At 63.8% G+C, this 12,129-nt stretch carries 11 protein-coding genes and 1 other RNA gene; 3 read left to right on the top strand and 9 right to left on the bottom strand.

Going from position 1 to position 12,129, the window contains the following annotated elements; genetic code table 11:
* Positions 1–2: 2 nt before the first annotated feature.
* From mraY to rsmI, 9 genes are all read right to left on the bottom strand, one after another.
* Positions 3–1,085, bottom strand: a complete 1,083-nt coding sequence (mraY, locus tag AB5Y72_RS15695; protein WP_042077605.1) for a phospho-N-acetylmuramoyl-pentapeptide-transferase — start codon at positions 1,083–1,085, stop codon at positions 3–5.
* A complete protein-coding gene (gene murF, locus AB5Y72_RS15690) occupies positions 1,079–2,434 on the bottom strand; it encodes a UDP-N-acetylmuramoyl-tripeptide--D-alanyl-D-alanine ligase (RefSeq protein ID WP_324031150.1) in 1,356 nt (451 codons plus the stop codon). The genes mraY and murF overlap by 7 nt, the downstream gene beginning before the upstream one ends.
* Complete coding sequence (gene murE, locus AB5Y72_RS15685; RefSeq protein ID WP_324031149.1) at positions 2,431–3,915, bottom strand: UDP-N-acetylmuramoyl-L-alanyl-D-glutamate--2,6-diaminopimelate ligase; 1,485 nt, start codon at positions 3,913–3,915, stop codon at positions 2,431–2,433. Before murE ends, murF begins: the two co-directional genes overlap by 4 nt.
* A 95-nt stretch (positions 3,916–4,010) precedes the next feature.
* Positions 4,011–5,777: a penicillin-binding transpeptidase domain-containing protein gene (locus tag AB5Y72_RS15680; protein ID WP_209794196.1), complete on the bottom strand. Its 1,767-nt coding sequence runs from the start codon at positions 5,775–5,777 to the stop codon at positions 4,011–4,013.
* A complete protein-coding gene (ftsL, locus tag AB5Y72_RS15675) occupies positions 5,774–6,088 on the bottom strand; it encodes a cell division protein FtsL (protein WP_042077599.1) in 315 nt (104 codons plus the stop codon). The genes AB5Y72_RS15680 and ftsL overlap by 4 nt, the downstream gene beginning before the upstream one ends.
* A gap of 3 nt (positions 6,089–6,091) precedes the next feature.
* Positions 6,092–7,030, bottom strand: coding sequence for a 16S rRNA (cytosine(1402)-N(4))-methyltransferase RsmH (gene rsmH, locus AB5Y72_RS15670; RefSeq protein WP_042077597.1), 939 nt, complete (start codon positions 7,028–7,030; stop codon positions 6,092–6,094).
* Entirely contained in the window at positions 7,031–7,489 is a 459-nt protein-coding gene (gene mraZ, locus AB5Y72_RS15665; protein ID WP_042077595.1) for a division/cell wall cluster transcriptional repressor MraZ, read from the bottom strand.
* 450 nt (positions 7,490–7,939) lie between these two features.
* Positions 7,940–8,326: RNase P RNA component class A (gene rnpB, locus AB5Y72_RS15660), an RNA gene on the bottom strand.
* A gap of 62 nt (positions 8,327–8,388) precedes the next feature.
* Entirely contained in the window at positions 8,389–9,222 is an 834-nt protein-coding gene (gene rsmI / locus AB5Y72_RS15655; RefSeq protein ID WP_325783466.1) for a 16S rRNA (cytidine(1402)-2'-O)-methyltransferase, read from the bottom strand.
* Between the two features lie 199 nt (positions 9,223–9,421).
* Here rsmI and AB5Y72_RS15650 point away from each other — a divergent pair, with 199 nt between their 5' ends.
* The 3 genes from AB5Y72_RS15650 to AB5Y72_RS15640 are packed head-to-tail and all read left to right on the top strand — an operon-like array spanning position 9,422 to position 12,125.
* Entirely contained in the window at positions 9,422–11,212 is a 1,791-nt protein-coding gene (locus AB5Y72_RS15650) for a penicillin-binding protein activator (protein ID WP_325783465.1), read from the top strand.
* The gene (locus AB5Y72_RS15645) at positions 11,130–11,525 is read left to right on the top strand and encodes a YraN family protein (protein WP_325783464.1); all 396 of its coding nucleotides are present in this window, start codon (positions 11,130–11,132) and stop codon (positions 11,523–11,525) included. The genes AB5Y72_RS15650 and AB5Y72_RS15645 overlap by 83 nt, the downstream gene beginning before the upstream one ends.
* Before the next feature lie 9 nt (positions 11,526–11,534).
* Positions 11,535–12,125, top strand: a complete 591-nt coding sequence (locus AB5Y72_RS15640) for an SIS domain-containing protein (protein ID WP_010675848.1) — start codon at positions 11,535–11,537, stop codon at positions 12,123–12,125.
* The last annotated feature ends 4 nt before the right edge of the window (positions 12,126–12,129 follow it).

The following is a 12,129-nucleotide window of genomic DNA, read 5'->3' as shown; positions in this document are numbered from 1 at the left end:
GCTTACCTCACCTTCAGGGTGGCGAGGCCAAGGAGCACCAGCATGAGGGTGATGATCCAGAAGCGCACGATGACGCGCGGCTCCGGCCAGCCCTTCTTCTCATAGTGGTGATGAATGGGCGCCATGCGGAAGATCCGCACGCCGCGCAGCTTGTAGGAGCCCACCTGCAGGATCACCGAGACGGTCTCCATCACGAAGACGCCCCCCATGATCACCAGCAGGAACTCCTGGCGCACCAGCACGGCGATGGTGCCGAGCGCGCCACCCAATGCCAACGATCCTACATCCCCCATAAAGACCTGGGCCGGATAGGTGTTGAACCAGAGGAAACCCAGGCCCGCCCCGACGATGGCGGTACAGACGATCACCAGCTCGGAGGTGTAGGGCACGTAGGGGATGTGCAGGTAGTTCGCGAAGTTGACGTTGCCGGTCGCCCAGGCGATCAGGGCGAAGCCCCCCGCCACCATCACGGTCGGCATGATGGCGAGGCCATCCAGACCATCGGTCAGGTTGACCGCGTTGGAGGTGCCGACGATGACGAAGTAGGTCAGCAGGATGAACATCAGGCCGAGCTGGGGCATCACGTCCTTGAGGAAGGGCACCACCAGCTGGGTTTGGCCGTCGTGGGTAGCGGTGGCATAGAGGAACACGGCCACCCCCAGCGCAACGGCGGATTGCCAGAAGTACTTCCAGCGGGCGATCAGGCCGTCGGTGTTCTTGCGCACCACCTTGAGGTAGTCATCGGCGAAGCCGATGGCACCGTAGGCGCCCAGCACGAACAGCACCAGCCAGACATAGGGATTGTCGAGGCGGCACCAGAGCAGCACCGAGATGAAGATGGCGGCGATGATCATCAGACCGCCCATGGTCGGGGTGCCCTTCTTGCTGAGGTGGGACTCGGGACCGTCGTTGCGGATCACCTGGCCGAACTTCAGGATCTGCAAACGGCGGATGAGGCGCGGCCCCATCCAGAGCGCCACCACCAGGCCGGTGATGATCGACAGGATGGCGCGAAACGTCAGGTAGGAGAAGACGTTGAAGAAGGTGAAGTGCGGGGTGAGCAGTTCCGCCAGCCAGACTAGCATGTGGCTGACTCCTGATGGCCCTTGACCATCTCGACGATATCTTCCATGCGGGAGCCGCGGGCGCCCTTGACCAGAATCGAAATTTCCTGATGTGTCTTTATCATTTGCGCAAGCACTTCAAACAACGACGCCTTGTTATCGAAATGTCGGCCAGCCGCGGCATCTGCGGTGTGGCGACTCTGTTCCCCTACGGTCAGCACGGCGTCAAGGCCGCGCTCGCGGGCGTGGCGACCGACCCGGGCATGCTGCGCGGCGGACTCCTCACCCAACTCCTTCATGTCACCGAACACCAGCACCTTGTAGCCGCCCATGGCGGTCAGGGCGTCGATGCCCGCCAGCACGGACTCCACGCTGGCGTTGTAGGTGTCGTCCACCAGGGTGAGACCACCCCAGCGCTGCACGCAGAAGCGGCCCTTGACCGGCGCCATCTGCTCCAGACCGGCTTTGACCGAGGCCAGAGAAGCGCCGAGCGCCAGGGTCCCGGCGGCGGCGGCCAGGGCGTTCGCCACGTTGTGGCGGCCCGGAATGGCCAGGGTCAACGCCACCTCACCCTGCGGGGTGACCATCACGAATCCGGCGCAGCCCTGCTCGTTGAGCACGATGTCGCGGGCATGGAACGGCTGGCTCTGATCCTCGAGGGAGAAGGCGCAGCGGATGCCCTTCTCACGCCACTTGGGCCAGAATTCGTTGTCGGCATTGACGATGGCGCTGCCGCCCTCGCGCAGGCCTTCGAAGATTTCGCTCTTGGCATGGAAGACCCCCTCCAGGGAGCCGAAGCCCTCCAGATGGGCCGCCGCCACGTTGTTGATGATGGCGGCATCGGGCTTGGCCAGCGACGTGGTCCAGGCGATCTCCCCCGGGTGGTTGGCCCCCAGCTCCATCACCGCAAACTGGTGCTGCGGCTCCAGGCGCAGCAGGGTGAGCGGCACCCCCACCTCGTTGTTGAAGTTGCCGGCGGTGGCCAGCACCTCCCCCTCGCAGCGCAGGATGGCGGTGGCCATCTCCTTCACCGTGGTCTTGCCGCAGCTGCCGGTGATAGCCAGCACTTTCGGGTTGATGCGCTCGCGCACCAGCCGGCCCAGACGCCCCAGCCCCTTGAGGCTGTCGGCCACCACCAGTTGCGGTATGGCCAGGGGCAGCTCGCGTTCCACCAGCAGGGCGCTGGCGCCGGCGGCCACCGCCTGATCGCAGAAATCGTGGGCGTCGAAACGCTCGCCGCGCAGGGCGACAAACAGCGCCCCTTCGCCCAGGGTACGGGTGTCGGTGCTGACCGCCGTAATCTCGTGGTCGCTCCCGATCAGACGGGCATCGAGCACCTGCGCCAGGTCGGCAAGCCTGAGGGTCATCATCTGAATGACTCCATTAATGTGTGCAAGGCGGCCGCGACGGTTTCCCGGTCGCTGTAGTGCCGCTTGTCGGTTCCAATGATCTGATAATCCTCGTGGCCTTTGCCGGCCACCAGGATGATGTCCTCTTTGCTCGCCTGACTCAGCGCCAGCCGGATCGCCTTGACCCTGTCGTGCTCGATCTGCACGGCGCCGGGATCGCGAAGCCCCGCCACCATGTCGGCCATGATCCGGGCCGGCTCCTCGGTACGGGGGTTGTCGTCGGTCAGGATCACGCAGTCCGCATGCAGCTCCGCCATGGCGGCCATCATGGGCCGCTTGCCGCGATCCCGATCGCCGCCGCAGCCCACCAGGCACCAGAGGCGACCGTGGCAGTGCACCCGCAGGGCCTGCAGCGCCTTCTCCAGCGCGTCCGGGGTATGGGCGTAATCGACCACGGCGAGCGGCGCATCGCCACCGCCGAAGCACTCCATGCGACCGGTCACCGGCTGCAGCTGAGGCGCGGTGGCCAGCAGGGCGTCGAAATCGTAGCCGAGCACCAGCATGGCCCCCATGGCGCCCAGCACGTTGCTGACGTTGAAGCGGCCGAGCAAGGGGGCGGATAATACACCATTCCCCCAACTGGAGTTAATGCGCGTGTCAAAACCTCGTTGATGGAAATGGGGATCCTGCGCCGTCAGCTGTCGTCCGGCATGGTTTTCAATCGGGCCATTGACGCCGAAGGCCACCGCACCGGGATAGGCCGCCAGCCACTGCCGCCCCAGGCGGTCGTCCGCATTGATGACGGCGCAGGGTTCGTCCACCAGCTTCAGCAGCTCCTCCTTGGCGGCAGCATAGGCCTCCATGGAACCGTGATAGTCCAGGTGATCCCGGCTCAGGTTGGTGAAGACAGCCGCGGCAAATGGCAGGGCGGCGACGCGGTGCTGCACCAGACCGTGGCTGGAGACTTCCATGGCCACCAGATCGGCCCCCTGTTGCTGCAAGGCGGCCAGATTGGCCTGCACCTGCACGGCGCTGCCGGTGGTGTTCTCTGCTTCCACCAGCTCGCCGAACAGGCCGTTGCCTATGGTGCCCATCACCCCGGCCTTGCCTCCCAGCAGGGTGCGCCAGTTCGCCACCAGCAGGGCCGTGGTGCTCTTCCCGTTGGTGCCCGTGATACCCACCAGTTGCAGTTTCTGCCCCGGATGATCGTAGAAGTGGCCGGCCAGCTCGGAGAGGCGGGCGGGCAGATCCTGCATGCCGATGCAGGGGATCTGGGCCACAGGAGGGACGAATTCCCCATCCTCCTCAAACAGCACGGCGGTCGCTCCCTGAGCCACCGCCTGTTCGATGAAACGCCTGCCATCCACCTGATGGCCTCGGATCGCCACGAAGAGAGAGCCGGGACCGACCCGCCGGCTGTCGAGCTGGAGGTCGGTGAGGGGAAGCGCCGGGGCAGTGATGCCGAAGCGGCTCATCAGTTGATCAAGTGAGATGGACGGCATGGGCAGCCTCCGAAAATGCGGGAATGCGGGCGCACACGGGCGCCATGGAAAATGCCCCGACAGCGGCGGGGCCGATGGAAAAAGCCGGATGCCCGTCAAGTACGCGGTGCGCCATTGGTGGCCTCCGTGCGGGCAAGCTTGGCGGGCACCTCGGGCGGGATCGCGTCGGGACGGATGTTGAAGAGCTGCAGCACGCCCCCCATGGCCTCGGCAAAGGGCGGCGTCGCCACGGCGCCGCCGTAGTAGGCATCCCCCTTGGGCTCGTTGATCACCACCACCATGACGAAGCGGGGATTGCTGGCCGGGGCGAAGCCGGCAAACCAGGCCATGTAATCCTTGCCATAGCCCCCAGCCACGGCGACCTTGGCGGTACCACTCTTGCCGCCGACCCGGTAGCCCGGGATCTGGGCCTTGGGAATGGCGTTGCTGACCACGTACTCCAGCGCCTGCAGCATGGCGGCCGCGTTGTTGTGGTCGATGACCTGCTCGCCCTTGGGCGGCTTGGTCACCTTGATGATGGAGAGCGGCACCCGCTTGCCCTTGTTGGCCAGGGTGGCGTAGGCGGAGGCGAGCTGCAGCGGGGTGACCCGCAGGCCGTAGCCGAACGACAGGGTGGCCCGCTCGATGTCGGACCAGCGGCGACGCTGGGGCAGCATGCCGCTGCTCTCCCCCATCAGGCCGCTGCCGGTGTCCATCCCGAAGCCCACCATGCTGAGGGTGTTGATCATCTCCTGGGCTGGCATCCGCAGCGCGATGCGCGACATGCCGATGTTGGAGGAGTAGCGCAGGATGTCGTACAGGTTGGTCGCCTTGTGGATGCTCACGTCACGGATTTGCTTGGCCCCGATAAAGAGCGGCCCACCCGGGATGAAATCCTTCCAGCTGGTGACGCCGGCCTGCAGGGCGCTCAACAGAATCAAGGGTTTGACCGTGGAACCCGGCTCGTAGGTGTCGGTGACCACCCGGTTGCGCACCCGGAAACTCTGGTACTGGCCGCGGTTGTTCGGGTTGTAGGAGGGGGTGTTGACCATGGCGAGCACCTCGCCGGTCTTCACGTCCAGCATCACCATGGAGCCGGAGGTCGCCTTGTTCTCGTCGGTGGCCCGCTTGAGGGCGCGATAGGCCAGCGCCTGCACCCGCTGATCGATGCTCAGCTGCAGATCGTTGGCGTGCTTGCCCTCTTTCACCAGGCCCAGCCGCTCGATGACGCGGCCCTGGCGGTCCTTGCGCACCCGCATCTCCCCCGGGGTCGCGGTCAGCCACTCGTTGTAGCTGCGCTCGATCCCCTCGATGCCGCTGCCGTCGATGTTGGTCACCCCCACCAGGTGGGCGCTGATCTCGCCGGTCGGATAGAAGCGGCGCGCCTCGGGGCGCAGATAGATGCCCCCCAGTTTCAAGCCCTTGATGTATTCCGCCACCGCCGGCGTCACCTGCCGCTGCAGATAGACGAAGCGCTTGCTCGGGTTGGCGATGCGGTGCTTGAGGGTGTTGATGTCGAGCTTGAGCACGGCGGAGAGCGCCAGCCAGGCGCGCTCGTTGTGGATGGCGCCGGACTCGTGCACCGTCTTGGGATCGGCCCAGACGGCCTCGACCGGCACGGAGACCGCCAGCTGCTCGCCGTTGCGATCCGTGATCATGCCGCGCACCGCCTGGGTGGAGGTGGTGCGCAGGGAGCGCATGTCCCCCTCCTGGCGCAGCCTGTCCGGATCGATCACCTGGATCCAGGCCAGCCGCAGGATCAGCCCCGCAAATGCGATGCCGATGAAGAAAACCAGGGTGCGAAAGCGCCAGGGGTAGAGTGACGGTGCTTTCGCCTTGGCTTTGTCCTTTGCCGGAGCCTTGGTGGCGGCCTTGCGTGTCATGGTTGTGTAATTACCTTCTCGGTGGTCACCAGCGGGCGAGCCATCTGCAACTTGTCCATGGCCAGGCTCGCCACCCGGGAGTGCTCGGCCAGGGTGCCCTGCTCCAGCAAGAGGTGGCGCCACTCGATGTTGAGCCTGTCCTCTTCCGCCATCAGATCGTTCTGCTTGGCCGTCAGCCCCCGGGTCATGTTGGTCACCAGGATCACCGCGAAGGCGGTGACCAGCACGGCGATGGTCAGCACGACCTGCAACTTGTGGCGCCAGAGATCCGCAACGATCTCCCTGGCGAGGTGAACGCGCACTTCGCTCATGGCTTACTCCGCCAGCCGCTCTGCGACCCGCAGCACAGAGCTGCGGGATCGGGTGTTTTCATTGACTTCATGCTCGGAAGGCTTGAGCGCCTTGCCGACCGACTTCAGCTTGCGACCGCCGGCCAGCTGGGCCTCGGTCAGCGGGATGCCGTGAGGTACCTCGGGTCCTTTCTCGTGCTTGCGGATGAAGTGCTTCACCAGCCGATCTTCCAGGGAGTGGAAGCTGATGACGGAGAGACGGCCGTGAGGAGCCAAGACTTCCAGCGCGCCGTTCAACGCGGTTTCGATCTCGTCCAGCTCGCTGTTGATGTAGATGCGGATGGCCTGGAAGCTGCGGGTGGCCGCGTGCTTGCCCTTCTCCTTGCTCGGATTGACCCGGGCGATCATCTCTGCCAGCTGGCGGGTGCGCACATAGGGCTCGGTGACCCTGTCGTGCACTATGGCGCGGGCAATTTTCTTGGCGAAGCGCTCCTCGCCGAAGGTCTTCAGCACCCAGGCGATGTCGTCCACATCGGCGCGGGCCAGCCACTCGGCAGCGCTCTGGCCAGTGGTCGGGTCCATCCGCATGTCGAGGGGGCCGTCCTTCATGAAGCTGAAGCCGCGTTCGGCATCGTCCAGCTGGGGGGAGGAGACCCCGAGATCCAGCAGGAAGCCGTCCACCTTCCCCAGCAGGCCGCGCTCGCTCAGGTAGGAGGTGATGCCGGAGAAGGGGCCGTGCACGATCTCGAAACGGGGATCCTGGATCTTCGCGGCCTCGGCGATGGCTTGGGGATCCCGATCGATGGCGATCAGTCGGCCGTTGGGGCCGAGCTGCTGGAGAATGAGACGAGAGTGACCACCCCGGCCAAAGGTGCCGTCGACGTAGATGCCGTCCGGCTTGATGGCCAGCCCTTCGACGGCTTCGTGCAACAGCACTGTGATGTGTTCAGCGGCTTGGGTCATTTATAAAGAAAAATCCTGTAGTCGTGGTGAGCTTGCCCAGTCGTCCTCGGGCAGGCCCAGGATGTCGTCGTTGATCTGTTGTTGCCAGCGGGCTTCATCCCACAGCTCGAACTTGTTGAGCTGGCCCACCAGCATGACTTTCTTGTCCAGCCCGGCATGGCTGCGCAGCGGCTGGCTCAGCAGCAGACGGCCATTGCCATCCAGTTCGCATTCGGCCGCGTGGCCGAGCAGCAGACGCTGCAGGCGGCGTTCCGCCGGGTTGGTGCTGGAAAGGGTCTTGAGCTTGCGCTCTATCTCTTCCCATTCGTTCAGGGGATACAGCAGCAGACAGGGATGAGCGATGTCGATGGTGCAGACCAGCTGGCCGTCGCACTCGTCGCGCAGCCAATCACGAAATTTGGTCGGAATCGCCAACCGGCCCTTGCTGTCCAGGCTGATGGCGTGAGCGCCACGCAACAAATTGCAGTCCCTGAAAATGAGTTAAGGGGGCAAATCGCCCGATAAAAACCACTTTGATCCACTTTTCTCCACCATGAAGTTTAAGGACGAGCAGGAGGCTTTTCAAGCAAGGATCTCGGGCAGGGGAAACATATTGACGCAGCGTGGGGAGACGACCGATTAAATGAATTGATTTTTCACAAGTTATTGCTGCTCACAAGCAAGAGATAAATTGGGAACAATTAGAAAATGAACAAAGTAGATATATAAGGGCAGGCTTTTACCTCATCCGTCCTGCGAGAAATCCAGTCACTAACATTACGATGAGGTAAATCATAACAGCATGATTTATAAGCATATCACTCTCATCAAAACCAAGTGCTATTATGGCGAGAACGTGGATGATTGTTCCGCTGTTCCTCAAATAATAAAAAGAGCCTTGCGAGAAGGCGCAAGGCTCTTTGGGAAAGAGGTCGGAGTCGGCCTGTAAGCCGGGTTCTGTACCGGGTTGCCCCGGGTAGCAATCATTCCTCTAGGCCAGCAATCGCTCGCTGGCTCAAGCAACCTACCCGCCCCCAACGCGGGCCGCGCCAATAGGGGCCTATTTGGTCTTGCTTCGGGTGGAGTTTACCGTGCCACGAACTGTTGCCAGTCGCGCGGTGCGCTCTTACCGCACCCTTTCACCCTTACCTGATCCCTTGCGGGCCATCGGCGGTCTGCTCTCTGTTGCACTGGTCGTAGGCTCGCGCCCCCCAGGCGTTACCTGGCACCCTGCCCTGTGAAGCCCGGACTTTCCTCCCCTCCGCCCGTCTGTCCCGAGGGACACAACGACGAAGCAGCGATTGCCCAGCCAACTCCGAGGCGCGGATTATAGCCTCGTGAAGCGGACGGGGTAAACCGGCAATTCCCGATTACGACAATTAATGATGCTCGAGACCGTACTTGTAGAGGGCATTCTTCTTCACCCCGTGGATCTCGGCGGTGAGGGCCGCCGCCTTCTTGAGCGGCAGCTCGGCCACCAGCAGCCCCAGGGTGCGGATCGCCTCCGCCGGCAGCTCCTCTTCTTCCTTGCTGGCCCCCGCCACCACCAGCACGATCTCGCCGCGGCAGCGGTTCTCGTCTTCCCCGAGCCAGGCCAGCATCTCGGAGGCGGGCAGCCCGTGAATGGACTCGAAGGTCTTGGTCAGCTCGCGGCACACCACTACCTGGCGCTCCCCCAGGATGCGGGCGATGGCCTCGACCGTCTCCTGCACCCGGCGCGGTGATTCGTAGAACACCAGGGAGCGAGTATCTTCGCTCACCGCCTGCAGACGATCGTCGCGCCCCTTGGCCTTGGCGGGCAGAAAACCCTCGAAGGCGAAGCGGTCGGTGGGCAGGCCGGCCGCCGAGAGCGCCGTGATGGCGGCGCAGGGGCCGGGCAGCGGCACCACCTTGACCCCGGCCTCGCGACAGCGGGTGACCAGGTGATAACCGGGGTCGCTGATGAGGGGGGTGCCGGCGTCCGACACCAGGGCCACGCTCTTGCCCTCCTTGATCCGGGCGATCAGCACGTCCGCCTTCTGCTGCTCGTTGTGATCGTGCAGGGCGAAGGTCGGCACCGAGATCTGGTAGTGGCCGAGCAGGATGCCGGTGTGCCGGGTATCCTCGGCGGCCACCAGATCGACGCGGCGCAGAGTGTCCAATGCTCGCTGGGTGATATCCGCCAGATTGCCGATGGGGGTGGGGACTATATACAGGGTTGGGATGTCACTCATGGGATCTCCGAGCGTCCCGACAATTGTGTCGCCATATTGGCCCGTTTACACTATGGAGAATTTCAACACTGGTCGGGGAATGAACTTGAACCGGGTTACAAAGCAGCTAAGTGTATCACGACTCTTCGGCATCCTACTCGCGGCAGTCCTGCTTGCCGCCTGTGCGTCGGAGCCCAATCAACCTTCCGGACAGCCCGGCATGCCGTCGGCCTTCTCGGATTTGACCAAGAATGCCCAGTGGTATCTGGAGCAGGTGGATCCCGCCAAGCCGGCGGAAGCCTTCGTCTGGCAGGTGATGGCCGCGCGCAGCTACCTGGCCCTCGGCCAGGCCAAGCCGGCTGCCGCCCTGTACCAGCAGTTGCAGAAGCAGGCCCAGAGCCCAGAGCAGCAGGCGCAGCTGCAGCTGCTGCAGGCGCACCTGCTGCTCGCCCAGGGCAACGCCAACCAGGCGCTGATCCTGCTGGAGGGCAAACCTGAGGTGGCGCTGGATGCCGATACCCAGAAGGACTGGTACCGCCAGCGCGTGGTGCTGCAACTGGACATCAACAACAAGTTCGGTGCCGCCAAGTCGCTGATCCTGCTGGAGCCCTACCTGGCCAAGAATGAACTGGCCACCAACCATCAGCAGATCTGGTCTCTGCTCAAGAGCATGACCCCCTCCACCCTGCAGGCTCTGGAAGAGGCGCCGGCCCCCGACGTCACCACCGGCTGGCTGAGACTGGCCGCCCTGGTGAACGAATTCGGCGCCCAGCCGAGCCAGCTTGCCCGCCAGCTCGCCGGCTGGAAACAAGCCTTCCCGAACCATCCGGCCCAGAGCGACATGCCGGCCGGCCTGGGTGATCTCGCCACCACGGATGCCGGCCCCCTGCAGCAGGTCGCCGTCTTCCTGCCTCTCTCCGGCAATCTGGAAGCCCAGGGCGCCGCCATCCGCAACGGCATGCTGATGTCCTACAAGGAGAATCAGGGGCAGTTCACCCTGAACTTCTACGACACCCAGGGCAAGGCGATGGGGGATCTCTACAAGCAGGCGATCCAGGAAGGGGCCAACATGATCATAGGCCCGCTGCTCAAGGATCAGGTCGAGGATCTGCTCAAGTCCAACCCGACCGTGCCCGTGCTGGCGCTAAACGAGCTGGACAAGCCCATCGTCAACGACAACACCTTCTATTTCTCCCTCTCCGCCGCCGCCGATGCGAGCCAGGCCGCGCAGTATCTCTATGGGCAGGGCTATCGCAAGCCGCTGTTGATCGCCGCACAAGGCCGTATTGGTTACAGCAGTATCAAGGCGTTCGAGCAGGCCTGGGCCGGCGTCAGCCAGGAGAAACCCGTGGTTGCCACCTTCGGCGCACGCAACGAGGTGCAGGGCATGGTCAAGAACGCCCTGAGCGGCCGATCCACCGCCCGTGCCGGGGAGATAGTCCAGCTGTCCGATGCGACGCCGCGCAGCATAGACGCCGTTTACGTGGTGGCCAACAGCCTGGAAACCCGGATGATCAAGCCCTATGTGGACATCTCGGTCAATCCCATGGGCAGCCTGCCCATCTACAGCAGCGCGCGCGGCTATGACAGCGGCGCGACCGAGGTCGCCTCCGAGCTCAACGGCATGCACATCTCCGAGATGCCGCTGTTGCTGGGCGGCTACGAGAAGCAACGTGAACAGATTGCCCTGCTCTGGCCGCAAACCCAGGGGGACCTGCTGCGCCTATTCGCCCTAGGCTACGATGCCGTCGGCCTGGCTGGCAACCTGCAGCAGATGCGCAAGCTGAACGCCATGCAGCAACCGGGCATGAGCGGTCAGCTGAGCGTGGATCCTCAGGGCAACATAGTGCGCATGCTGGACTGGGCCACCTACCAGAATGGCCAGCTGGTCAGCGACACCGCCTTGCCCCAGCTGGAGGACGCGACCCATGAAGAGGCTACTGGCACAACTGCACCAGCAGTGGTTGAACCTGTTGCCATCGGCGGCGACGAACAAGGGACAGCACTTTGAGCAAGTAGCGGAACGCTGGTTGCAGGCCCGTGGCCTGCAACCCGTGACCCGCAACTACCGCTGCCGCGGTGGTGAAATCGACCTCGTCATGCGCCAGGGGGATACCCTGGTGTTTGTCGAGGTCAGATATCGTGCTCACGCCAGCCATGGCGGGGCCGCCAGCTCGGTCACCCGGCGCAAGCAGCACAAGATCGTGCTGGCCGCCCGCCACTATTTCAAGCAACATGCCATCAATGAGGCCAGCCAGGCCTGTCGATTCGATGTGATCGCGTTCGAGGGCGACCAGCCGGACTGGATCCAGAACGCGTTTTAAGAGGACCCCATGACAGATCCCATCAAAGAGAATTACACCGAGAGCATCCAGACCAAGATAGCGGCCGCCGAGGCGCTGCCGGACGCCATTCACACCGCGGCCCAGATGTTGACCATCTGTCTGCTCAATGGCCACAAGGTGATGGCCTGCGGCAACGGCCCCTCCTCGGCGCTGGCACAGCTGTTCATCTCCGAGCTGGTCAACTGCTATGAGACGCCCCGCCCCTCCCTGCCTGGCCTGGCCCTGACACCGGACATGGCCACCATCAGCGCCATCGCCACGGATCACGGTTTCGAAGAGGTATATGCCAAGCAGATCCGGGCCCTGGGTCAGCCCGGCGACATCCTGGTAGTCATCACCACCACGGGCAACAGTCGCAGCCTGATCAAGGCGGCCGAGGCGGCCCTCTCCCGCGACATGACCATCATAGTGCTGGGTGGCGGGGACGGAGGAGAGATCGCCGGCCTGCTCGGCCCCAATGACGTGGAGATCCGCGTCCCCTCCGCCCGTCGCCCCCGCATTCTGGAAGTGAATCTGTTGACCCTGCACTGCCTCTGTGATCTCATCGACCAGACTCTTTTCCCGCAACAGGAAGACTGAAACC

Source organism: Aeromonas sp. R7-4 (genome assembly GCF_040908055.1).
Lineage (GTDB): Bacteria > Pseudomonadota > Gammaproteobacteria > Enterobacterales > Aeromonadaceae > Aeromonas > Aeromonas sanarellii.
This window is presented reverse-complemented; position numbering and strand designations above follow the sequence as displayed.